Origin of the sequence: Pseudomonas sp. JV245A (genome assembly GCF_032424515.1) — a bacterium.
Lineage (GTDB): Bacteria > Pseudomonadota > Gammaproteobacteria > Pseudomonadales > Pseudomonadaceae > Aquipseudomonas > Aquipseudomonas protegens.
Genome location: NZ_VYKE01000064.1, coordinates 1 through 22,240 on the forward strand (window position 1 = coordinate 1; position 22,240 = coordinate 22,240).

A 22,240-nucleotide genomic window follows, 5' to 3' on the forward strand; every position below is an offset into this window, starting at 1 on the left:
CCAGCCACAGCGGCCAGTACGGCAGGTTGGACACCGGGCCGGCGAGGATGCCCTTGTCCTGGCGATCAGCATCGAACAGCCCCCAGTAGCCACCGACGGCACCTTCGCTGGCGCGCTTCCAGGGCTGGTCGAAGGCTTCGATCAGGTTGTAGTGCCAGCCATTGTGTTCCGCCAGGGCGACGAAGCCGCGGATGAACTTGGCCTCGTTGACCCGGCTGGGCAGCGCGGTTTCTCGCTGCCGGCCTTCACTGGGCCAGCCGGTCTCGCCAATCAGCACGTCCTTGGGGGCGAAGCGGTTGCCGAACACCTGGCGCACCTCGGCCACGTGGTTCAAGGCGGCGTCGATGTTCGACGGATCATCTTCCCAGTACGGCAGCAGGTGGATGGTGAGGAAATCCACCGCCGGGGCGATTTCCGGGTGCTTGAGCCAGAACTCCCAGACATCGGCGTAGGTCACCGGCTGCTTGACCCCGGCCTTGACCTTGAGGATCAGCCGCGCCAATTGCGCGCCGGTGACCTCCTTGCGCAGCAGTGCTTCGTTACCGACGATCACCGCACTGACCACGTCCGGGTTGGCGTTGGCCGAGGCGATCAGCAGGTCGACTTCCTTTTCGGTGTCCACCGGGTTGCTGTTGACCCAGGCGCCGATCATCAGCTTCAGGCCGTGCTTGCGCGCCAGGTCCGGCAGGGCTTCCAGGCCGGTCATGGAATAGGTACGGATGCATTCGAAACGGGTCGCCAGCAGGGCCAGGTCGGCGTCCATGCGCTGCGGGCGCAGCTTGAACGGCTGGTCGAAGGGCGACTGGTCCTTGTCGAACGGAGTGTAGGAAGCGCACTGCAGCTTGTGGCTGGCGCTGGCGACATCCGGCAGGTGCACCGGCCGGCCAAGGCCGTACCAATAACCGCAGAGGGCCAGCAGCCCGAGCAGGCAGGCGAACAGATAGGGCAGGGCGGGGAAACGAGGGGTGGCGGGCATGATCGGGCCGTCGTGGAACAAAGCCGGGCATCTTACCCGCATTTGTCCGCAGCTTGGTGGGCTGCATGATTTTGACATGCAAAGTTCGGGCGGACCCACTGCCCGGGAGAGGCCGGCCGTTGGTTACTGGCTATCTGATGTCGCTGCTGGCTGCCTTGAGGTCGTAGACAGAGCAGGTCGCGGAACAGGGCGGGTTGATGATCCAGGCATCAGTACTCCGCTGATGATCGAACGCGTTCGCGGTGAGGCGTGATGGGGGCGCTGAGCACCATAACCATACGTTGACGTGCCTGGCAGCCGCCCGGCACTGCACTTTTCGGGGAAGTAACGATGAAGATGCGACGACTCTTAGGCGCAGGTGCCGCACTGGTACTTGCCATCAGCTCCACTCTGGCCAGTGCCGACAGCAAGACCCTGAGCATCGGCTATGTCGACGGCTGGTCCGACAGCGTGGCGACGACCCATGTGGCGGCGGAAGTGATCAAGCAGAAGCTCGGTTATGACGTCAAGCTGCAAGCGGTGGCGACCGGGATCATGTGGCAGGGCGTAGCCACCGGCAAGCTCGACGCCATGCTTTCGGCCTGGCTGCCGGTGACCCATGGCGAGTACTGGGCCAAGAACAAGGACAAGGTGGTGGACTACGGCCCCAACTTCAAGGACGCCAAGATCGGCCTGATCGTGCCGGAGTACGTCAAGGCCAAGTCCATCGAGGACCTCAAGACCGATACCACGTTCAAGAACAAGATCGTCGGCATCGACGCCGGCTCGGGGGTGATGCTCAAGACCGACCAGGCGATCAAGGACTACGGCCTGGACTACAAGCTGCAGGCCAGTTCCGGGGCGGCAATGATCGCCGAGCTGACCCGCGCCGAAGAAAAACAGGATTCCATCGCCGTGACCGGCTGGGTGCCGCACTGGATGTTCGCCAAGTGGAAACTGCGCTTCCTCGAAGACCCGAAGGGCGTGTACGGCGCTGCTGAAACCGTCAACAGCATCGGCAGCAAGGGCCTGGAGAAGAAGGCGCCGGAAGTGGCGGCCTTCCTGAAGAAATTCCAGTGGGCCTCGAAAGATGAAATCGGTGAGGTCATGCTGGCCATTCAAGAGGGTGCAAAACCCGATGTGGCGGCCAAGGATTGGGTGAGCAAGCACCCGGAAAGGGTTGCCGAGTGGACTGCTAAATAAGCACAACGCGTCTAGATCAGGGGTCTTGAGGCCGCGCACTGGAAACAGTGGGCGGCCTTGTCATTTATTGAAGAAAAAACCGGCGCCAACGCTAATGTCGTTCTAATACTAAGGTCGTCTGGAACCTGCTCCATAGCCGCATAGAGTGGATTAGGTTCCACCTAAAATCTGTGCTGCGAGGATAAAAACAATGAACGACAGCATTTACCTCTCGATTCAAAACAGCCCGCGTTTCAAGGAGCTGGTCAGCAAACGAGAGCGGTTCGCCTGGATTCTCTCGGCGATCATGCTTGGGCTTTACTCGGCTTTCATCCTGTTGATCGCCTATGGTCCCCAGATCCTGGGCGCCAAACTCAGTCCTACCTCATCCATCACCTGGGGCATTCCCATCGGTGTCGGCTTGATTCTCTCGGCCTTCATCCTGACGGCCATCTATGTGCGACGCGCCAACGGCGAATTCGACGAGTTGAACAATGCGATCCTGAAGGAGGCTCAGCAATGATCCGACGTCTATTCGCAGCACTCGGTCTTGCCGCCTTCGCTCCCGCCCTCTGGGCTGCAGACGCCTTGACGGGCGAAGTCCACAAGCAACCACTCAACGTATCGGCGATCGTGATGTTCGTGGTCTTCGTCGGTGCCACCCTGTGCATCACCTACTGGGCCTCCAAGCGCAACAAGTCGGCTGCCGACTATTACGCGGCGGGCGGCAAGATCACCGGCTTCCAGAACGGCCTGGCGATCGCTGGCGACTACATGTCCGCGGCGTCCTTCCTGGGGATTTCCGCCCTGGTGTTCACTTCCGGCTATGACGGCCTGATCTACTCCATCGGCTTCCTGGTGGGCTGGCCGATCATTCTGTTCCTGATCGCCGAACGCCTGCGCAACCTGGGCAAGTACACCTTTGCCGACGTGGCGTCCTACCGCCTCGGGCAGACCCAGATCCGCACCCTGTCGGCCTGTGGCTCGCTGGTGGTGGTGGCGTTCTACCTGATCGCGCAGATGGTGGGTGCCGGCAAGCTGATCCAGCTGCTGTTCGGCCTCGACTACCATGTGGCGGTGATCCTGGTGGGCATCCTGATGTGCCTGTACGTGCTGTTCGGCGGCATGCTGGCCACGACCTGGGTGCAGATCATCAAGGCGGTGCTGTTGCTCTCCGGCGCGTCCTTCATGGCACTGATGGTGATGAAGCACGTCAACTTCGACTTCAACACCCTGTTCTCCGAAGCGATCAAGGTTCACCCCAAGGGTGAAGCGATCATGAGCCCCGGCGGCCTGGTGAAAGACCCGATCTCGGCGTTCTCCTTAGGCCTCGCGCTGATGTTCGGTACCGCTGGCCTGCCCCACATCCTGATGCGCTTCTTCACCGTCAGCGATGCCAAGGAAGCTCGCAAGAGCGTGCTCTATGCCACTGGCTTCATCGGCTACTTCTACATCCTGACCTTCATCATCGGCTTCGGCGCGATCCTGCTGGTAAGCACCAACCCGGACTTCAAGGATGCCGCAGGCGCCTTGCTGGGCGGCAACAACATGGCGGCGGTGCACCTGGCCAACGCAGTGGGCGGCAGCGTGTTCCTCGGCTTCATTTCGGCCGTGGCCTTCGCCACCATCCTGGCGGTCGTTGCAGGCCTGACCCTGGCTGGCGCCTCGGCGGTGTCCCATGACCTGTATGCCAGCGTGATCAAGAAGGGCAAGGCCAACGAGAAGGACGAGATCCGCGTTTCCAAGATCACCACCGTGGCATTGGGCGTACTGGCCATCGGCCTGGGCATTCTCTTTGAAAGCCAGAACATCGCGTTCATGGTCGGCCTGGCGTTCTCCATTGCCGCCAGCTGCAACTTTCCGGTACTGCTGCTTTCCATGTACTGGAAGAAGCTCACCACCCGTGGCGCCATGATTGGCGGCTGGATGGGCCTGGTGAGTGCCGTGGCGCTGATGATCCTCGGCCCGACCATCTGGGTGCAGATCCTGCATCACGAGAAGGCGATCTTCCCGTACGAGTACCCGGCGCTGTTCTCGATGATCATCGCCTTCATCGGTATCTGGTTCTTCTCCATCACCGACAAGTCGACCGCGGCGGTCAACGAGCGGGCGCTGTTCTTCCCGCAGTTCGTGCGTTCGCAGACCGGCCTGGGTGCCAGTGGGGCGGTGTCGCACTAAGCGAGATGAATGTATCGGCTTCTATATAGAAGCTGCGTAATGGCGAAATGCCCCGATCGAGAGACCGGGGCATTTTTCTGTCCGCTCGCCCTACCCGGAGCCCCCCGACTGCAGGTGCAGGAGCATAGGAGCTGGCTTGCCAGCGCAAGCGTATGTGAGGAGCAGGGCTCTTCGCCGGCAGGCCGGATCCTGCGGGTTGGGGGGGGCGAGGGGAGGGCAGAAACAAATACGACCTCTGTTAGAGGCCGTATCCGGTGCAGCTAAGACGTTTGCGCAAGGCAGGTCTTATTTGCGGTCTTCCAGTTTGGTGATGTCACGCGACTCGTAGCCGGTGTACAGCTGGCGTGGACGGCCGATCTTGTACGGGCTGGAGAGCATTTCCTTCCAGTGCGAGATCCAGCCGACGGTCCGCGCCAGGGCGAAGATCACGGTGAACATGCTGGTTGGAATGCCGATCGCCTTGAGGATGATCCCCGAGTAGAAGTCGACGTTCGGGTACAGCGAGCGCTCGATGAAGTATGGGTCGGTCAGGGCGATCTCTTCCAGGCGCATGGCCAGTTCGAGTTGCGGATCGTTGTTGATGCCCAGTTCCTTGAGTACTTCGTCGCAGGTCTGTTTCATCACGGTGGCGCGCGGGTCGCGGTTTTTGTACACGCGGTGACCGAAGCCCATGAGCTTGAACGGATCGTTCTTGTCCTTGGCCTTGGCGATGAACTTGTCGATGTTCGAGACATCGCCAATTTCGTCGAGCATGGTCAGTACCGCTTCGTTGGCACCGCCGTGGGCCGGGCCCCAGAGTGCAGCGATACCGGCAGCGATACAGGCGAACGGGTTGGCACCCGAGGAGCCCGCCAGGCGCACGGTGGACGTCGAGGCGTTCTGCTCGTGGTCGGCATGGAGGATGAAGATCCGGTCCATTGCCTTGGCCAGTACCGGGCTGATCGGTTTGATCTCGCACGGGGTGTTGAACATCATGTGCAGGAAGTTTTCCGCGTACGACAGGTCGTTGCGCGGGTACATCATCGGCTGGCCCATGGAGTACTTGTAGACCATCGCTGCCAGGGTCGGCATCTTGGCCACCAGGCGCACGGCGGAGATTTCGCGGTGCTGCGGGTTATTGATGTCCAGGGAGTCGTGGTAGAACGCCGACAGGGCACCGACTACGCCGCACATCACCGCCATCGGGTGGGCGTCGCGACGGAAACCGTTGAAGAAGCTCTTGAGCTGTTCGTGAACCATGGTGTGGTTCTTCACGGTGCTGACGAACTGGGCCTTCTGTTCGGCGGTGGGCAATTCACCGTTGAGCAGCAGGTAGCAGGTTTCCAGGTAGTCCGATTTCTCGGCCAGCTGTTCGATCGGGTAGCCGCGATGCAGCAGAATGCCGTTGTCGCCGTCGATGTAGGTGATTTTCGACTCGCAGGAGGCGGTCGACATGAAACCCGGGTCAAAAGTGAAGCGGCCCGTGGCCGTCAGACCCCGAACATCGATTACATCGGGACCAACGGTGCCGGTTAAAATGGGCAGCTCGACGGGGGCTGCGCCCTCGATGATCAACTGCGCTTTTTTGTCAGCCATGTGGCCTCCTATTTATGCTTGAAATCATCAGACAGACCCCCCACGCAGGGCCCGCACCACTATAGTGAGATAAATCCGAATGTCAATTTGCCTAAAGTCTTGTCCCAGAAGGCTTTGGGAGGGATTTTTTCGCGAAATTCAGCGCCATTTACGCCTTTTATAACGCTAACGCAATCAGCTATTAGGGGAAGGTCTTTGCGTTGTCATTAGTAGCCTAACTGTCTATACTCGGCCACCGACCTCCGTAGGCTTCTGGGCCCGCTTTGCTGGGGGTCGCACTCCCTGGGTAGTGGTTGCCTGACCAGTGCACTCCCCAACAACTTTGCCCTGATTGTTAGGGGCTCTTCAGTGTGAAAAAAGCCGTGAATAGCCAACGACCTGTAAACCTAGACCTAAGGACCATCAAACTCCCCATCACCGGCGTTACGTCGTTTCTCCACCGTGTTTCCGGCATCATCCTCTTCCTGGGCATCGGCATCATGCTTTATGCATTGAGCAAATCCCTGGGCTCCGAGGAAGGCTATGCCGAGGTGAAGGCGTGCTTGACCAGTCCGCTGGCCAAATTCGTTGCATGGGGCCTCCTGTCCGCCTTGCTGTATCACTTGGTGGCCGGTGTACGCCATCTGATTATGGACATGGGCATCGGTGAGACGCTGGAAGGCGGCAAGCTGGGCTCGAAAATCGTTATCGCCGTATCCGTGGTGGTAATCGTTCTGGCGGGAGTTTGGATATGGTAACCAGCGTTACGAACCTGTCGCGTTCGGGCCTTTATGACTGGATGGCACAGCGTGTGTCTGCGGTCGTTCTCGCGGCTTATTTCATTTTCCTGATCGGATACCTCGTAGCGAATCCGGGCATTGACTACACCCAGTGGCATGGCCTGTTCGCAAACAACTGGATGCGTATCTTCAGTCTGCTGGCCATGGTGGCCCTGGGCGCTCACGCCTGGGTCGGCATGTGGACCATCTCGACTGACTACCTGACGCCGATGGCGCTGGGCAAGTCGGCCACAGCAGTACGTTTCCTTTTCCAGGCAGTATGCGGCGTCGCGATGTTCGCTTACTTCGTCTGGGGTGTGCAGATTCTCTGGGGTATCTGATTCATGGCTAACATTCCAACCATTTCATTCGACGCCATCATCATTGGCGGCGGCGGCGCCGGCATGCGTGCCGCACTGCAGCTGGCCCAGGGCGGCCACAAGACTGCGGTGATCACCAAGGTGTTCCCGACCCGTTCGCACACTGTGTCTGCCCAGGGCGGCATCACTTGCGCGATCGCCTCGGCGGACCCGAACGATGACTGGCGCTGGCACATGTACGATACCGTCAAGGGTTCCGACTACATCGGTGACCAGGACGCTATCGAATACATGTGTCAGGAAGGCCCGGCTGCGGTCTTCGAACTGGACCACATGGGTCTGCCGTTCTCCCGTACCGAAACCGGTCGTATCTACCAGCGTCCTTTCGGCGGTCAGTCCAAGGACTACGGCAAGGGCGGCCAGGCTGCTCGTACCTGCGCAGCGTCCGACCGTACCGGTCACGCACTGCTGCACACCCTTTATCAGGGCAACCTGAAAGCCGGCACCACCTTCCTCAACGAGTGGTACGCGGTCGATCTGGTGAAGAACCAGGACGGCGCCTTTGTCGGCGTGATCGCTATCTGCATCGAAACCGGCGAAACCACCTACATCCGCTCCAAGGCCACCGTTCTGGCCACCGGCGGTGCAGGTCGTATCTACGCCTCCACCACCAACGCCCTGATCAACACCGGTGACGGCGTTGGTATGGCGCTGCGTGCTGGCGTTCCGGTGCAAGACATCGAAATGTGGCAGTTCCACCCGACCGGCATTGCCGGCGCCGGTGTACTGGTAACCGAAGGTTGCCGTGGTGAGGGTGGTTACCTGATCAACAAGCATGGCGAGCGTTTCATGGAGCGTTATGCTCCGAACGCCAAAGACCTGGCTGGCCGCGACGTTGTTGCGCGCTCCATGGTCAAGGAAATCATCGCCGGCAACGGCTGTGGCCCGAACGGCGACCACGTGATGCTCAAGCTCGACCACCTGGGCGAGGAAGTGCTGCACAGCCGCCTGCCAGGTATCTGCGAGCTGTCCAAGACGTTTGCGCACGTTGACCCGGTGGTTGCTCCGGTTCCGGTCGTTCCAACCTGCCACTACATGATGGGTGGCGTTGCCACCAACATTCATGGCCAGGCCATCACACAGAACGCCGCTGGCGAAGACACCATCATCCCTGGCCTGTTCGCAGTGGGTGAAGTGGCTTGCGTATCGGTACACGGCGCCAACCGTCTGGGCGGCAACTCGCTGCTGGACCTGGTGGTGTTCGGCCGTGCAGCCGGTCTGCACCTGGAAAAAGCGCTGACCGACGGTATCGAATACCGCGACGCCAGCGACACCGACGTCGACGTTGCCCTGAACCGCCTGGCCAAGCTCAACGAGCGCACCACCGGTGAAGACGTTGCAACCCTGCGTCGCGAGCTGCAGAACTGCATGCAGAACTACTTCGGTGTATTCCGTACCGGCGAATACATGCAGAAGGGTATCGCCCAGCTGGCTGACCTGCGCGAGCGTATCGCCAACGTCAAGATCAACGACAAGTCTCAAGCTTTCAACACTGCGCGTATCGAAGCACTTGAGCTGCAGAATCTGCTGGAAGTGGCCGAAGCCACTGCCATCGCTGCCGAAGTGCGCAAAGAGTCCCGCGGCGCTCACGCCCGTGAAGACTTCGAAGACCGTGACGACGAAAACTGGCTGTGCCACACCCTGTACTTCCCGGGTGAGAAGCGCGTTGCCAAGCGTGCGGTCAACTTCTCGCCGAAGACTGTTCCGACTTTCGAACCAAAAGTCCGGACTTACTAAAGGGTGATCGATATGTTGCAAGTTGAAGTTTATCGTTACAACCCTGACACCGACTCGGCTCCGAAAACCCAGGTTTTCCAGGTAGACACCGGTGGCAAGGACTTGATGGTGCTGGACGTGCTGGCCCTGATCAAAGAGCAGGACGAAGGTTTTTCCTACCGTCGTTCCTGCCGTGAAGGCGTTTGCGGTTCCGATGGCATGAACATCAACGGCAAGAACGGTCTGGCGTGCATCACGCCGCTGTCTGCCGTGGTCAAGAAGAACAAGCTGGTTGTTCGCCCGCTGCCAGGTCTGCCGGTTATCCGTGACCTGGTCGTCGATATGAGCATCTTCTACAAGCAATACGAGAAGGTGAAGCCATTCCTGCAGAACGATACGCCGGCTCCGGCCATCGAACGTCTGCAGTCCCCGGAAGAGCGCGAGAAGCTCGACGGTCTGTACGAGTGCATCCTGTGCGCTTGCTGCTCGACCTCTTGCCCGTCCTTCTGGTGGAACCCGGACAAGTTCCTGGGGCCGGCTGCCCTGCTGCAAGCCTACCGCTTCCTGGCAGACAGCCGTGACACCAAGACGTCCGAGCGTCTGGCTTCCCTGGACGACCCGTTCAGCGTATTCCGCTGCCGGGGCATCATGAACTGCGTCAACGTTTGTCCGAAGGGCCTGAACCCGACTAAGGCCATCGGTCACATTCGTAACATGCTGCTGCAGAGTGGCGTGTGATTCAGCTGTTGTACCCGTAGGACCGCTGTACCCGTAAAAGCCACGGCGCGGGCTTCAACCCGCGTCATGGCTCTAACCTGAGCAGCAGCTCACAAAGTGGCTGCTCTATATTTTGAAGAAATGAGACAAGCAGGGGCATCCGGGCTGGTACCCGGACTATCAGCGTGATCCTAAGTGGCTTGTTTTGGTCGCTGCATTCGGACTTCTGCAAGCTTGCTCGGTGTCGTCGCCGGTGGTGTTCCCCTAACCGAGGGTGACCAAGCATGCAAGAAAGCGTGATGCAGCGCATGTGGAACAGCGCCTACCTATCCGGTAGTAACGCTGCCTATGTGGAAGAGCTCTACGAGCTCTACCTGCACGACCCTAACGCTGTGCCAGAAGAGTGGCGCACTTACTTTCAGAAGTTGCCTACCGACGGCAGCACTGCCATCGATGTTTCGCACTCGACAATCCGCGATCATTTCGTCTTGCTGGCAAAGAACCAGCGCCGCGCCCAACCGGTATCCGCCGGTAGCGTGAGCAGTGAGCACGAGAAGAAGCAAGTTGAAGTGCTGCGATTGATCCAGGCCTATCGGATGCGTGGCCACCAGGCAGCCCAGCTGGACCCGCTGGGGCTGTGGCAGCGTCCTGCACCTGCAGACCTGTCGATCAATCATTACGGCTTGACCAATGCCGATCTTGATACGACCTTCCGTGCCGGCGACCTGTTCATCGGCAAAGAGGAAGCGAGCCTACGCGAAATTCACGAAGCGTTGCAGCAGACATATTGCCGCACCATTGGCGCTGAATTCACGCACATCACCGATTCCGAGCAGCGTCAGTGGTTCCAGCAGCGTCTGGAAAGCGTACGCGGCCGTCCGACCTATTCCGCCGACATCAAGAGCCACCTGCTCGAGCGCGTCACTGCGGCTGAAGGCCTGGAAAAATACCTGGGTACCAAATACCCGGGCACCAAGCGTTTCGGTCTGGAAGGCGGCGAGAGCCTGATTCCGATGCTCGACGAGCTGATCCAGCGTTCCGGTTCCTACGGCACCAAGGAAGTGGTAATCGGCATGGCCCACCGTGGCCGTCTGAACGTGCTGGTCAACACCTTCGGCAAGAACCCGCGCGAGCTGTTCGACGAGTTCGAAGGCAAGAAGAAGGTCGAGCTGGGTTCCGGTGACGTTAAATACCACCAGGGCTTCTCGTCCAACGTCATGACCACCGGTGGCGAAGTTCACCTGGCGATGGCGTTCAACCCGTCCCACCTGGAAATCGTTTCTCCAGTGGTCGAAGGTTCGGTGCGCGCTCGTCAGGACCGTCGCAACGACCAGACCGGCGACAAGGTTCTGCCGATCTCGATCCACGGTGACGCGGCGTTCGCCGGCCAGGGCGTGGTGATGGAAACCTTCCAGATGTCCCAGACCCGCGGTTTCCGTACCGGCGGCACTGTGCACATCGTGATCAACAACCAGGTCGGTTTCACCATCAGCAACCCGCTGGACTCGCGCTCCACCGAGTACGCCACCGACGTTGCGAAGATGATCCAGGCCCCGATCCTCCATGTGAATGGTGATGATCCGGAAGCCGTGTTGTTCGTGACCCAGCTGGCCATCGACTACCGCATGCAGTACAAGCGCGACGTGGTGATCGACCTGGTCTGCTACCGTCGTCGCGGCCACAACGAGGCCGACGAGCCAAGCGGCACCCAGCCACTGATGTATCAGCAGATCGCCAAGCAGCGCACCACCCGTGAACTGTATGCCGATCGCCTGACCCAGGGCGGTGTGCTCGACGCAGAGCGTGTTCAGGCGAAAGTCGACGAATATCGCAATGCGCTGGACAACGGTCTGCACGTGGTCAAGAGCCTGGTCAAGGAGCCGAACAAAGAGCTGTTCGTGGACTGGCGTCCGTACCTGGGCCATACCTGGACCGCGCGTCACGACACCACCTTCGACCTCAAGACTCTTCAGGAACTGTCCGCCAAGCTGCTGGAGCTGCCGGAAGGCTTCGTGGTTCAGCGTCAGGTCGCGAAGATCTACGAAGACCGTCAGAAGATGCAAGCCGGCGGCCTGCCGATCAACTGGGGTTACGCTGAAACCATGGCGTACGCGACCCTGGCGTTCGAAGGTCACCCGATTCGCATGACCGGCCAGGACATCGGCCGCGGCACCTTCTCGCACCGCCATGCGGTGTTGCACAACCAGAAGGACGCCGGCACCTACATCCCGTTGCAGCACCTGTACGAAGGCCAGCCACGTTTCGACCTGTACGATTCGTTCCTGTCCGAAGAAGCCGTACTGGCGTTCGAATACGGCTACTCCACCACCACGCCTAACGCGCTGGTGATCTGGGAAGCCCAGTTCGGCGACTTCGCCAACGGTGCCCAAGTGGTGATCGACCAGTTCATCACCAGCGGCGAGCACAAGTGGGGCCGTCTCTGCGGTCTGACCATGCTGCTGCCACACGGTTATGAAGGTCAGGGTCCCGAGCACTCCTCGGCTCGTCTGGAGCGTTACCTGCAGCTGTGCGCCGAGCACAACATCCAGGTATGCGTACCGACCACGCCGGCTCAGATCTACCACTTGCTGCGTCGCCAGGTGATTCGTCCGCTGCGCAAGCCGCTGGTCGTGCTGACACCGAAATCCCTGCTGCGTCATAAACTGGCCATCTCGACCCTGGAAGATCTGGCGGAAGGTTCGTTCCAGACCGTTATCCCGGAAATCGATGCCCAGGATCCAAAAGACGTGGGTCGCATCATTCTGTGTAGCGGCAAGGTCTACTACGACCTGTTGGAAAAACGCCGTGCCGAAGGTCGTGACGACATCGCCATCGTGCGTATCGAGCAGCTGTACCCATTCCCTGAGGACGACCTGATCGAAGTCCTGGCTCCGTACAAAAACGTCAAACACATCGTTTGGTGTCAGGAAGAGCCGATGAACCAGGGTGCCTGGTACTGCAGCCAGCATCACATGCGTCGCATCATCAGCGGTCACAACAAGTCGCTCGTACTCGAGTACGCGGGCCGTGACGCTTCTGCTGCTCCAGCTTGTGGTTATGCATCGATGCACGCTGAGCAGCAGGAAAAACTGCTGCAAGATGCCTTTACTGTTTAACGCCTTCGCGCACCTGAAACCGAATTTAAGGAACCACAGATAATGGCTATCGAGATCAAAGCCCCCACTTTCCCGGAATCGGTTGCCGATGGCACCGTTGCCACCTGGCACAAGCAACCGGGCGACGCCGTCAAGCGTGACGAGCTGATCGTTGACATCGAGACCGACAAGGTCGTGCTGGAAGTTCTGGCCACCGCTGACGGCGTGCTGGGCGCTATCGTCAAGAACGAAGGCGACACCGTTCTGTCCGACGAAGTCCTGGGCTCCATCGTTGAAGGCGGCGCTGCTGCCGCTGCTCCTGCTGCCGCCGCCGCTCCGGCCGCCGCCGCTGCTGCCCCGGCTGCTGCCGATGGCGAAGACGATCCAATCGCTGCTCCTGCCGCGCGCAAGCTGGCTGAAGAAAACGGTATCAACATCGCTTCCGTTGCCGGTACCGGCAAAGGCGGCCGTGTGACCAAGGAAGACGTGGTCGCTGCTGTTGCCGCGAAGAAAGCCGCTCCGGCTGCCGCGCCTGCCAAGGCTCCGGCTCCTGCCGCTGCTGCTCCGGTCTTCGCTGCCGGTGATCGCGTCGAGAAGCGCGTGCCTATGACCCGCCTGCGTGCCAAGGTTGCCGAGCGTCTGGTTGAAGCCCAGTCGAACATGGCGATGCTGACCACCTTCAACGAAGTCGACATGACTGAAGTCATGGCCCTGCGTTCGAAGTACAAGGACCTGTTCGAGAAGTCCCACAATGGCGTACGCCTGGGCTTCATGTCGTTCTTCGTCAAGGCCGCCACCGAAGCCCTGAAGCGCTTCCCGGCTGTCAACGCCTCGATCGACGGTTCCGACATCGTCTACCACGGCTATGCCGACATCGGTGTTGCGGTCTCCAGCGACCGTGGCCTGGTGGTTCCGGTTCTGCGTAACGCCGAACTGATGAGCCTGGCCGAAATCGAAGGCGGCATCGCCACCTTCGGCAAGAAGGCCCGTGACGGCAAGCTGTCGATGGAAGAGATGACCGGTGGTACTTTCACCATCACCAACGGTGGTACTTTCGGTTCGATGATGTCGACCCCGATCGTCAACCCGCCACAAGCCGCGATCCTGGGCATGCACAACATTCTGCAGCGTCCTATGGCGATCAACGGTCAAGTGGTCATCCGTCCGATGATGTACCTGGCGCTGTCCTACGATCACCGCCTGATCGACGGTAAAGAAGCCGTGACGTTCCTGGTGACCATCAAGAACCTGCTGGAAGACCCGGCTCGTCTGCTCCTGGACATCTAAAAAGCAGCTGCATGCTGCAAGCGGGAAGCTTCGCGCCCCAGGGCAAGAGGCTTCAAGCTTGCGGCTGCAGCTTCTAGCTTGCCGTTAAAAGGAACCTTTTATGACTCAGAAATTCGACGTGGTAGTGATTGGCGCGGGCCCAGGCGGTTATGTCGCCGCAATCAAGGCCGCACAACTCGGTTTCACCACCGCTTGCATCGAGAAGTACACCGATAAAGAGGGCAAGCTGGCCCTCGGTGGTACTTGCCTGAACGTCGGTTGCATTCCTTCCAAGGCGCTGCTGGACAGCTCCTGGAAATTCCACGAAGCCCAGGACGGTTTTGCCATCCACGGTATCAACCACGCTGGCGTGACCATGGACGTACCAGCCATGGTGGGTCGCAAGGCCAATATCGTCAAAGGCCTGACCAGCGGTGTTGCCACCCTGTTCAAGGCCAATGGCGTCACTTCGATCCAGGGCCACGGCAAACTGCTGGCCGGCAAGAAAGTCGAAGTCACCAAGCCTGACGGTTCGGTTGAAGTGATCGAAGCCGAAAACGTGATCCTGGCTCCAGGCTCGCGTCCGATCGACATTCCACCGGCTCCGGTCGACCAGAATGTGATCGTCGATTCCACCGGCGCTCTGGAATTCCAATCCGTACCAAAACGCCTGGGCGTGATCGGCGCTGGCGTCATCGGCCTGGAACTGGGTTCGGTATGGTCGCGCCTGGGTGCGCAAGTGACTGTCCTGGAAGCCCTGGACACCTTCCTGATGGCAGCCGACACCGCTGTTTCCAAGGAAGCGCTGAAAACCCTGACCAAGCAAGGCCTGGACATCAAGCTGGGCGCTCGCGTGACCGGCTCCAAGGTCAACGGCGAAGAAGTCGTGGTCACCTACACCGACGCCAATGGCGAGCAGACCATCACTTTCGACAAGCTGATCGTAGCCGTTGGTCGCCGTCCGGTGACCACCGATCTGCTGGCCGCCGACTGCGGCGTGACCCTCGACGAGCGCGGTTTTGTGCACGTTGACGATCACTGCGCTACTACCGTACCGGGCGTCTACGCCATCGGTGACGTGGTGCGCGGCATGATGCTGGCTCACAAGGCCTCGGAAGAGGGCATCATGGTTGCCGAGCGCATCAAGGGCCACAAAGCCCAGATGAACTATGACCTGATCCCTTCGGTTATCTATACTCACCCGGAAATTGCATGGGTCGGTAAAACCGAGCAGGCCTTGAAAGCTGAAGGCGTTGAAGTTAACGTCGGCACCTTCCCGTTTGCCGCCAGCGGCCGTGCCATGGCAGCCAACGACACCGGCGGTTTCGTCAAAGTCATCGCCGATGCCAAGACTGACCGCGTATTGGGCGTCCACGTGATTGGCCCAAGCGCTGCGGAACTGGTTCAGCAAGGTGCGATCGGCATGGAATTCGGCACCAGCGCCGAAGACCTGGGCATGATGGTTTTCTCCCATCCGACCCTGTCCGAAGCCCTGCACGAAGCAGCTCTGGCTGTGAATGGCACTGCCATCCACATTGCCAACCGCAAGAAACGCTAAGCAATAATAAGAAACCACGGCGGTTGGCCCGTCGTGAGCCTTGTGCGCAAGACTCACCGCGGAATATCCGCTGGACTCGACCTCTCAGGGTAGCGCCACACACTGGACCGGGGCCCAGGCTCCGGGTTCAGGTGTGGCGCTGGTTTTGAGAGGAGCGGTCACAGGTGGTGCGGCACTCAATCTTGAGCGCAGCGCCGAATGCGCAGTACCTAACGAAGACGGTAAAAAGCATGAATCTTCACGAGTATCAGGGTAAGCAGCTGTTCGCTGAATACGGCCTGCCAGTATCCAAAGGCTACGCGGTAGACACCCCGGAAGAAGCAGCAGAAGCTTGCGACAAAATCGGCGGCTCCGAGTGGGTTGTCAAAGCCCAGGTTCACGCCGGTGGTCGCGGTAAAGCGGGCGGCGTTAAGCTGGTTCGCAGCAAAGAAGACGCTAAGGCATTCGCTCAGCAGTGGTTGGGCAAGCGTCTGGTGACCTATCAGACTGACGCCAATGGCCAGCCTGTCACCAAGATCCTGGTTGAATCGTGCACTGATATCGCTAAAGAGCTGTACCTGGGCGCTGTCGTTGACCGTTCGAGCCGTCGCATCGTGTTCATGGCTTCCACCGAAGGTGGCGTGGACATCGAGAAAATCGCTCACGACACTCCAGAAAAAATTCTCAAGGCCACTATCGATCCACTGGTTGGCGCTCAGCCATTCCAGGGTCGCGAGCTGGCTTTCCAACTGGGTCTGGAAGGCAAGCAAGTTGCCCAGTTCGCCAAGATCTTCGTAGGTCTGGCCAAACTGTTCCAGGATCACGATCTGGCCCTGCTGGAAGTGAACCCGCTGGTGATCAAGGCCGACGGCGATCTGCACTGCCTGGACGCGAAGATCAACATCGACGCCAACGCCATGTACCGTCAGCCTAAGCTGAAAACCTTCCACGATCCGTCCCAGGACGATCCGCGCGAAGCCCACGCTGCCAAGTTCGAACTGAACTACGTAGCTCTGGAAGGCAACATCGGCTGCATGGTCAACGGTGCCGGCCTGGCCATGGGTACCATGGACATCGTCAACCTGCACGGCGGCAAGCCAGCCAACTTCCTCGACGTAGGTGGTGGTGCTACCAAAGAGCGCGTGACCGAAGCCTTCAAGATCATCCTGTCCGACACCAACGTCGCTGCAGTACTGGTCAACATCTTCGGCGGCATCGTTCGTTGCGACATGATTGCCGAAGGCATCATCGGCGCCGTGAAAGAAGTCGGCGTGAAAATCCCGGTTGTTGTTCGCCTTGAAGGCAACAACGCTGAACTGGGCGCCAAAGTACTGGCAGAAAGCGGCTTGAACATCATCGCTGCTACCAGCCTGACCGACGCTGCTCAACAAGTTGTCAAAGCTGCGGAGGGCAAATAATGAGCGTCCTGATCAATAAAGACACCAAAGTTATCTGCCAGGGTATTACCGGTTCGCAAGGTAGTTTCCACACCCAGCAAGCCATCGAGTACGGCACCAAGATGGTTGGCGGCGTAACTCCTGGCAAAGGCGGCACCGAGCACCTGGGCCTGCCAGTGTTCAACACCGTGAAAGACGCGGTAGCTGCCACTGGCGCTACCGCCAGCGTGATCTACGTTCCAGCTCCTTTCTGCAAGGACTCGATCCTGGAAGCGGCCTTCGGCGGCATCAAGCTGATCGTCTGCATCACCGAAGGCATTCCTACCCTGGACATGCTGGACGCTAAAGTTAAGTGCGACGAGCTGGGTGTGACCCTGATCGGCCCTAACTGCCCAGGCGTGATCACCCCAGGCGAATGCAAGATCGGCATCATGCCAGGTCACATTCACTTGCCAGGCAAGGTCGGTATCGTTTCCCGTTCCGGCACCCTGACCTACGAAGCTGTTAAGCAGACTACTGACGCCGGTTTCGGTCAGTCCACCTGCGTCGGCATCGGTGGTGACCCGATCCCGGGCTCCAACTTCATCGACATCCTGAAGCTGTTCCAGGAAGACCCGAAGACCGAAGCGATCGTGATGATCGGCGAGATCGGCGGTTCGGCTGAAGAAGAAGCTGCTGCCTACATCAAGGCTCACGTGACCAAGCCGGTTGTTTCCTACATCGCTGGTGTGACTGCTCCTCCGGGCAAGCGCATGGGCCATGCTGGCGCAATCATCTCTGGCGGCAAAGGCACTGCAGACGAGAAATTCGCTGCTCTGCAAGACGCCGGTGTAAAAACCGTGCGTTCGCTGGCAGACATCGGCAAGGCCCTGGCCGAGCTGACCGGTTGGGCTGTCAAGTAAGCCTCGCGCTTAGCTGACGCAAAACCAGCAAAGGCCACCTTCGGGTGGCCTTTGTGCTTTCTGCCGTAGGAGACCTGCATCCTGCACAGAGCCTGGGGGAAATATAATTTCAAAAATGCGACATCATTCTGTCGCATATCGGATAGTTCGCCCAGGAACAGTGCGCTTGTCTTACCGATTCTGTAATCTAGCCGCCTCTTTTTGCGTCTGCTGCCCACAAGGTCGCTGCGCGCTAAACGGGTCAGTCTTATACGGACTGGCAGCATTTCCCTCACCCATAAGGGAAATCCCTCTCTAAATTCCGATTCAGTAGTGTGGTATTTCCTTAATGAAAGTGTTGAAAGGCCAGGACATCCTGGCACTCGGCTTTATGACTTTTGCCCTGTTCGTCGGGGCCGGCAACATCATTTTCCCGCCTATCGTCGGCCTGCAGTCCGGACCCCATGTCTGGATGGCGGCGCTGGGCTTCCTGATCACCGCGGTCGGTCTGCCGGTGATCACCGTGGTTGCCCTGGCCAAGGTCGGCGGCGCCATGGACGCGCTGAGCACGCCTATCGGCAAGCTGGCCGGTGGCCTGCTGGCAGCGGTCTGCTACCTGGCGGTAGGCCCTCTGTTCGCCACGCCACGTACCGCTACCGTGTCCTTTGAAGTGGGCCTGGCGCCGTTGACCGGCGAAAGCCCGCTGGCCCTGTTCCTCTACAGTTCGGTGTACTTCCTGCTGGTGTTCTTCATCTCCCTGTACCCGGGCCGGCTGCTGGACACCGTCGGACGCTTCCTGGCGCCGCTGAAGATCATCGCCCTGGCTGTGCTGGGCATTGCGGCCTTTGCCTTGCCCGCCGGCGACATCGGCACCGCCACTCCCGAGTACGTTGCAGCACCGTTCTCCCAGGGCTTCATCAATGGTTACCTGACCATGGATACCCTGGGCGCGCTGGTGTTCGGCATCGTCATCGTCAATGCCATCCGTTCCCGCGGGGTCGAGTCGCCTCGGCTCATTACCCGTTATGCCGTGATCGCCGGCCTGATCGCCGGGGTCGGCCTGGCGCTGGTCTACGTCAGCCTGTTCCGCCTGGGCTCGGGCAGCCATGAAGTGGCCGCCGGTGCTAGCAACGGCGCCGCGGTATTGCACGCCTATGTGCAGCACACCTTCGGTTCCCTGGGCAGCGGTTTCCTCGCGGTGCTGATCTCCCTGGCCTGCCTGGTGACCGCCGTGGGCCTGACCTGCGCCTGCGCCGAGTACTTCAGCCGTGTCCTGCCGCTGTCCTACAAGACGCTGGTGGTGATCCTCGCGGCGTTCTCGCTGCTGGTATCGAACCTGGGCCTGACCAAGCTGATCGCGTTCTCGATCCCGGTGCTGACCGCGATTTACCCGCCGTGCATCGCCCTGGTGGCCCTGAGCTTCTGCAAGGACTTCTGGCAGGACCAGCGCCGTATCGTCGGCCCGGTGATGCTGGTGTCCTTCGTGTTCGGCCTGATCGATGCCCTCAAGGGCGCGGGCCTGGCCGGCTGGATGCCAACCCAGCTGTCGCACTTGCCGCTGAGCGAGCAGGGCCTGGCGTGGCTGGTGCCGTCGGTGATCGTGCTGGTGGTGGCAGTGATCTGCGATCGCCTGCTGGGCAAGCGCAGCGAAGCCCTGGCCTGACCTGAAGTTGATGGCCCGGGGTCGCCACAAGCGGCCCCCGAGCCCCCTAAAAAATGCCCCGCATCGATGGATGCGGGGCATTTTTTATGGGCGTACAGCGGTGTCTTTTTCCCCTGCGGGGCGTCGAAGCAGTGCCCTTTGCTTTTGTCTTCTGCCAACGCCTTACAGGAATTTGCATGTCGTTCGTTCAAGCCAACCTGATCCACCTACTGGCCGCCCTGTGGTTCGTCGTCTGCTGGGGTGGCTATACCCGCTACGCCAGTTGGAAGGGAAGGGACACCGCGTGCCTGGCCAGCGTCCTGCACCTGTATCGCGAGGACTGGATGCGCCGCATGCTGCTGCGGGACAACCGCATCGCCGATGCCAGCGTGATCGGCAACCTGGAGCGCAATGCCTCGTTCTTCGCCTCCAGTACCCTGATCATCCTGGCGGGCATCCTCACCGTGCTGGGCGCCTCGGAGCGTGCAGTGTCGCTGTTGGCGGACATTCCGATGGTCCAGCAGGCGTCCCAGGGCATGTCGGAAATCAAGCTGCTGTGCCTGGCGCTGGTGTTCGTCTATGCCTTCTTTACCTTCAGCTGGTGCATGCGCCAGTACAACTTCGCCGCAGTGCTGGTGGGGTCGGCGCCAATGATCGGCGAGCGTCATGTTTCCGAGCAGGAGCGCAAGGCTTTTGCATCGCGAGCGGCTCGGGTAATTTCCATGGCGGCTAACCAGTTCAACTTCGGATTGCGTTCCTATTACTTCGGCATGACCATGCTGGCCTGGTTCGTCAGCCCCTGGTTATTCATGCTGATGAGCGCGGGTGTGGTGTTTGTCCTGTATCGGCGGGAGTTCCACTCCGATGTACTTGAAGTCATGGTCTATACACCGACAGAACAACCTGTGGTCGATAGCCCCAAAGATGCAGCCTGAGCGTTGATGGCTGATCGATTGAACGGTTGAAAGGAGTTGGCCAATGAGCAGTTCGCGTGCCCTGAAGTACTTGTGCCTGGGGTTCTTCCTGTTGTCGGGCTGCAGGGCGCAAACCCTGTATCTGAATGGCGAAGCTCGGGGCAGGGTGGTAGATGCATTGAGCGGCGTGCCGATCGCCGGGGCCAAGGGCGCCTTGTGTGGCGCACAGTTCCTGACGGCCGATGACGGGAGCTTCAAGGTCGAAGCGGCAACTGACTGGGAATGGGTCATGTTGCTGGCCGGGCGTTCGCCGCAGGACATCCCGCACCCTTGTTTCATGAGTATCGCGGCAGCGGATTACCAGACCCGCCAATGGCTGGCGCCTTTTACCGCCCACTACGACTTTCCCATCAGGTTGCTGCCCATTTCCAGCCCCTTGCACTATGCACTGGAGTCCCCGGGCAATGAGTCGGTGCCAATGCAGCCGTTACAGGCAGAGCCCCGCCAGGACGAATTGTTCCTGGGGGCAGGCGGCTGATCTTCAACGCTTAGTTGCTTGCCCGGCAACTAAGCACTGTTGTATTGAGCGACTGTTTTACGAGCAAGAAAAAGCCCGCACTTGGCGGGCTTTGTTCTTTGTTGCGCTAAAACCGACTTAGTTGGTTTTAGGAGCTGCTTCCTTGGCGCTTTCTTCAGCAGCAGCCTTGTTGGATTCAGCCTGATCTTTGGCTGCTTCGGCGTTTTCTTTTGCCGCGTCGTTCACTTTATCCTGAGCTTCGTTCATTTTCTGTTGGGCTTGCTCAGCATGTTGATTGGCATCTTGAGCTTTGTCCTCGGATTTTTTGTCGCAGGCAGCCAGACCGAGGGAAGCGGTCAGCATCAGGGCAATAGCTAAAGTCTTACGCATGGGGTGTTTCTCCTTAGTGAAGATATCTACTGGCCTTTCGATCATGGCCTTGTGATTTAAGTTCCTTGAGACTCACAGATATATTAAGTAGTCATTTCATGGAACTTTTGCCTGCTTCATTCAACGCACATTCCCGACAATAAAAAGAGATAAATCCCATGGCGCAAAACCCTATTTCTGAGCGTGCGGCGCGCTTTCTTTCCGCCTTGCGCCACTGCCAGGTGCTGGGCATCCGGGTACATAGCGCCTCTGAAGAGGGCCTGACCCTGACCTTGCCCTACAGTCCGCAGATTGTCGGCGACCCGCAAACCGGGATCATTCACGGCGGTGCCCTGACCACGCTGATGGACAGCGCCTGTGGCATGGCCACGCTTTGCGTGCTGCCGGAGTTCGAGGTGTGTCCGACCCTGGACCTGCGCATAGACTATATGCATCCGGCGGTCCCTCATCATGACGTGCACGGCTTTGCCCAGTGTTACCGGGTCACCACCGATGTGATCTTTACCCGCGGCTTTGCCTATCAGGATGATCCCGAGCGTCCCGTGGCTCATGTAGTCGGCACTTTCATGCGCATGGGCCGGGGGCTCAAGGGCAGCCGCGGGCTGGCCAGCTCGATCAAGGGGGAGCGGGCATGAGCACGGACCTTCGAGCACTCCTGGAGCAGGCTCGCCAGCAGGGCGATTACACCGCGTTGCTGGAGCAGATCCCCTACGCGAAGCTGATTGGCATCGAGTGCACGCAACTGGGAGATGAACTGCTGTTTCGCCTGCCGGCCAACAAGGACAATATCGGCAACCCTCTGCTTCCAGCCCTGCACGGTGGAGTGATCGCCGGTTTCATGGAGCTGGCGGCCGCCTTGCATTTGCTGATTCTCACCGGCTCGCCCGGGGTGCCGAAAATCATCGACTTTTCCCTCGACTACCTGCGCGCCGGGCAGTTTCGCGACACCTTTGCCCGCTGCCAGGTATGCCGGCAGGGCAGAAGGGTGGCCAATGTCGCCATCACCGCCTGGCAGAGCACTGCCGAGGAGTCGATTGCCACCGCTCGCGCACATTTCAAGATCGAAGAGAGCACCGGCCCTTGAAATCCAGCGAGCGACCCCCACTTTCATGTCATCCCGCCGCCCTCCGCTCCCGGAAC

At 59.7% G+C, this 22,240-nt stretch carries 19 protein-coding genes and 1 pseudogene; 17 read left to right on the forward strand and 3 right to left on the reverse strand.

Annotation, left to right across the window (positions count from 1 at the left end):
• Window positions 1-1,018: pseudogene (locus tag F6S12_RS17845) on the reverse strand (beta (1-6) glucans synthase); the annotation flags it as partial.
• A gap of 288 nt (window positions 1,019-1,306) precedes the next feature.
• On the opposite strand from F6S12_RS17845, the gene F6S12_RS17850 reads away from it, so the two are divergent.
• The 3 genes from F6S12_RS17850 (at window position 1,307) to F6S12_RS17860 (ending at window position 4,315) form a co-directional block, all read left to right on the forward strand.
• The gene (locus F6S12_RS17850; protein WP_011060044.1) at window positions 1,307-2,158 is read left to right on the forward strand and encodes a glycine betaine ABC transporter substrate-binding protein; all 852 of its coding nucleotides are present in this window, start codon (window positions 1,307-1,309) and stop codon (window positions 2,156-2,158) included.
• Window positions 2,159-2,348: 190 nt separating this feature from the next.
• Window positions 2,349-2,660, forward strand: coding sequence for a DUF485 domain-containing protein (locus F6S12_RS17855; protein ID WP_011060045.1), 312 nt, complete (start codon window positions 2,349-2,351; stop codon window positions 2,658-2,660).
• Window positions 2,657-4,315 carry a cation acetate symporter gene (locus tag F6S12_RS17860; protein WP_011060046.1) on the forward strand — a complete coding sequence of 553 codons (1,659 nt, stop codon included), beginning with the start codon at window positions 2,657-2,659 and terminating at the stop codon, window positions 4,313-4,315. The genes F6S12_RS17855 and F6S12_RS17860 overlap by 4 nt, the downstream gene beginning before the upstream one ends.
• A 285-nt stretch (window positions 4,316-4,600) precedes the next feature.
• On the opposite strand, the gene gltA is transcribed toward F6S12_RS17860, so the two are convergent.
• Entirely contained in the window at window positions 4,601-5,890 is a 1,290-nt protein-coding gene (gene gltA / locus F6S12_RS17865) for a citrate synthase (RefSeq protein ID WP_011060047.1), read from the reverse strand.
• 350 nt (window positions 5,891-6,240) lie between these two features.
• On the opposite strand from gltA, the gene sdhC reads away from it, so the two are divergent.
• The 12 genes from sdhC (at window position 6,241) to F6S12_RS17925 (ending at window position 20,731) form a co-directional block, all read left to right on the forward strand.
• The gene (sdhC, locus tag F6S12_RS17870; RefSeq protein ID WP_015634665.1) at window positions 6,241-6,627 is read left to right on the forward strand and encodes a succinate dehydrogenase, cytochrome b556 subunit; all 387 of its coding nucleotides are present in this window, start codon (window positions 6,241-6,243) and stop codon (window positions 6,625-6,627) included.
• Window positions 6,621-6,989, forward strand: coding sequence for a succinate dehydrogenase, hydrophobic membrane anchor protein (gene sdhD, locus F6S12_RS17875; protein ID WP_011060049.1), 369 nt, complete (start codon window positions 6,621-6,623; stop codon window positions 6,987-6,989). Before sdhC ends, sdhD begins: the two co-directional genes overlap by 7 nt.
• Before the next feature lie 3 nt (window positions 6,990-6,992).
• Entirely contained in the window at window positions 6,993-8,765 is a 1,773-nt protein-coding gene (gene sdhA, locus F6S12_RS17880) for a succinate dehydrogenase flavoprotein subunit (RefSeq protein WP_011060050.1), read from the forward strand.
• Window positions 8,766-8,777: 12 nt separating this feature from the next.
• Window positions 8,778-9,482 (forward strand): succinate dehydrogenase iron-sulfur subunit, encoded by a 705-nt coding sequence (locus F6S12_RS17885; RefSeq protein WP_011060051.1) that lies wholly within the window; start codon window positions 8,778-8,780, stop codon window positions 9,480-9,482.
• Window positions 9,483-9,745: 263 nt separating this feature from the next.
• Window positions 9,746-12,577, forward strand: coding sequence for a 2-oxoglutarate dehydrogenase E1 component (locus F6S12_RS17890; RefSeq protein ID WP_011060052.1), 2,832 nt, complete (start codon window positions 9,746-9,748; stop codon window positions 12,575-12,577).
• A gap of 42 nt (window positions 12,578-12,619) precedes the next feature.
• On the forward strand, window positions 12,620-13,843 hold the full coding sequence (odhB, locus tag F6S12_RS17895) for a 2-oxoglutarate dehydrogenase complex dihydrolipoyllysine-residue succinyltransferase (protein WP_025128636.1): 1,224 nt from the start codon (window positions 12,620-12,622) through the stop codon (window positions 13,841-13,843).
• 100 nt (window positions 13,844-13,943) lie between these two features.
• Window positions 13,944-15,380, forward strand: a complete 1,437-nt coding sequence (gene lpdA / locus F6S12_RS17900; protein ID WP_011060054.1) for a dihydrolipoyl dehydrogenase — start codon at window positions 13,944-13,946, stop codon at window positions 15,378-15,380.
• Window positions 15,381-15,610: 230 nt separating this feature from the next.
• The gene (sucC, locus tag F6S12_RS17905; RefSeq protein WP_009047768.1) at window positions 15,611-16,777 is read left to right on the forward strand and encodes an ADP-forming succinate--CoA ligase subunit beta; all 1,167 of its coding nucleotides are present in this window, start codon (window positions 15,611-15,613) and stop codon (window positions 16,775-16,777) included.
• On the forward strand, window positions 16,777-17,658 hold the full coding sequence (gene sucD / locus F6S12_RS17910) for a succinate--CoA ligase subunit alpha (RefSeq protein WP_003223019.1): 882 nt from the start codon (window positions 16,777-16,779) through the stop codon (window positions 17,656-17,658). The genes sucC and sucD overlap by 1 nt, the downstream gene beginning before the upstream one ends.
• Before the next feature lie 328 nt (window positions 17,659-17,986).
• Window positions 17,987-19,300, forward strand: coding sequence for a branched-chain amino acid transport system II carrier protein (gene brnQ, locus F6S12_RS17915; protein ID WP_011060055.1), 1,314 nt, complete (start codon window positions 17,987-17,989; stop codon window positions 19,298-19,300).
• Between the two features lie 176 nt (window positions 19,301-19,476).
• The gene (locus F6S12_RS17920) at window positions 19,477-20,214 is read left to right on the forward strand and encodes a DUF599 domain-containing protein (RefSeq protein ID WP_011060056.1); all 738 of its coding nucleotides are present in this window, start codon (window positions 19,477-19,479) and stop codon (window positions 20,212-20,214) included.
• 43 nt (window positions 20,215-20,257) lie between these two features.
• A complete protein-coding gene (locus F6S12_RS17925; RefSeq protein ID WP_053149797.1) occupies window positions 20,258-20,731 on the forward strand; it encodes a hypothetical protein in 474 nt (157 codons plus the stop codon).
• 117 nt (window positions 20,732-20,848) lie between these two features.
• Here the strand turns inward: F6S12_RS17925 and F6S12_RS17930 are convergent, their stop codons facing one another.
• On the reverse strand, window positions 20,849-21,100 hold the full coding sequence (locus F6S12_RS17930; protein ID WP_011060058.1) for a hypothetical protein: 252 nt from the start codon (window positions 21,098-21,100) through the stop codon (window positions 20,849-20,851).
• Window positions 21,101-21,258: 158 nt separating this feature from the next.
• On the opposite strand from F6S12_RS17930, the gene F6S12_RS17935 reads away from it, so the two are divergent.
• Both F6S12_RS17935 and F6S12_RS17940 read left to right on the forward strand, forming a co-directional pair.
• A complete protein-coding gene (locus tag F6S12_RS17935; RefSeq protein WP_015634669.1) occupies window positions 21,259-21,735 on the forward strand; it encodes a PaaI family thioesterase in 477 nt (158 codons plus the stop codon).
• Complete coding sequence (locus F6S12_RS17940; RefSeq protein WP_015634670.1) at window positions 21,732-22,184, forward strand: PaaI family thioesterase; 453 nt, start codon at window positions 21,732-21,734, stop codon at window positions 22,182-22,184. Before F6S12_RS17935 ends, F6S12_RS17940 begins: the two co-directional genes overlap by 4 nt.
• Window positions 22,185-22,240 lie beyond the last annotated feature (56 nt).

What these genes read in the sequence shown, in the direction of transcription:
- F6S12_RS17860 (WP_011060046.1), top strand. Translation starts at nt 2,657, where the DNA reads ATGATCCGACGTCTATTCGCAGCACTCGGTCTTGCCGCCTTCGCTCCC.
- F6S12_RS17930 (WP_011060058.1), bottom strand. Translation starts at nt 21,100, where the DNA reads ATGCGTAAGACTTTAGCTATTGCCCTGATGCTGACCGCTTCCCTCGGT.
- F6S12_RS17890 (WP_011060052.1), top strand. Translation starts at nt 9,746, where the DNA reads ATGCAAGAAAGCGTGATGCAGCGCATGTGGAACAGCGCCTACCTATCC.
- gltA (WP_011060047.1), bottom strand. Translation starts at nt 5,890, where the DNA reads ATGGCTGACAAAAAAGCGCAGTTGATCATCGAGGGCGCAGCCCCCGTC.
- F6S12_RS17925 (WP_053149797.1), top strand. Translation starts at nt 20,258, where the DNA reads ATGAGCAGTTCGCGTGCCCTGAAGTACTTGTGCCTGGGGTTCTTCCTG.
- brnQ (WP_011060055.1), top strand. Translation starts at nt 17,987, where the DNA reads ATGAAAGTGTTGAAAGGCCAGGACATCCTGGCACTCGGCTTTATGACT.
- sdhA (WP_011060050.1), top strand. Translation starts at nt 6,993, where the DNA reads ATGGCTAACATTCCAACCATTTCATTCGACGCCATCATCATTGGCGGC.
- sucD (WP_003223019.1), top strand. Translation starts at nt 16,777, where the DNA reads ATGAGCGTCCTGATCAATAAAGACACCAAAGTTATCTGCCAGGGTATT.
- sucC (WP_009047768.1), top strand. Translation starts at nt 15,611, where the DNA reads ATGAATCTTCACGAGTATCAGGGTAAGCAGCTGTTCGCTGAATACGGC.
- lpdA (WP_011060054.1), top strand. Translation starts at nt 13,944, where the DNA reads ATGACTCAGAAATTCGACGTGGTAGTGATTGGCGCGGGCCCAGGCGGT.
- F6S12_RS17885 (WP_011060051.1), top strand. Translation starts at nt 8,778, where the DNA reads ATGTTGCAAGTTGAAGTTTATCGTTACAACCCTGACACCGACTCGGCT.
- F6S12_RS17935 (WP_015634669.1), top strand. Translation starts at nt 21,259, where the DNA reads ATGGCGCAAAACCCTATTTCTGAGCGTGCGGCGCGCTTTCTTTCCGCC.
- F6S12_RS17940 (WP_015634670.1), top strand. Translation starts at nt 21,732, where the DNA reads ATGAGCACGGACCTTCGAGCACTCCTGGAGCAGGCTCGCCAGCAGGGC.
- F6S12_RS17920 (WP_011060056.1), top strand. Translation starts at nt 19,477, where the DNA reads ATGTCGTTCGTTCAAGCCAACCTGATCCACCTACTGGCCGCCCTGTGG.
- odhB (WP_025128636.1), top strand. Translation starts at nt 12,620, where the DNA reads ATGGCTATCGAGATCAAAGCCCCCACTTTCCCGGAATCGGTTGCCGAT.
- sdhD (WP_011060049.1), top strand. Translation starts at nt 6,621, where the DNA reads ATGGTAACCAGCGTTACGAACCTGTCGCGTTCGGGCCTTTATGACTGG.
- F6S12_RS17855 (WP_011060045.1), top strand. Translation starts at nt 2,349, where the DNA reads ATGAACGACAGCATTTACCTCTCGATTCAAAACAGCCCGCGTTTCAAG.
- F6S12_RS17850 (WP_011060044.1), top strand. Translation starts at nt 1,307, where the DNA reads ATGAAGATGCGACGACTCTTAGGCGCAGGTGCCGCACTGGTACTTGCC.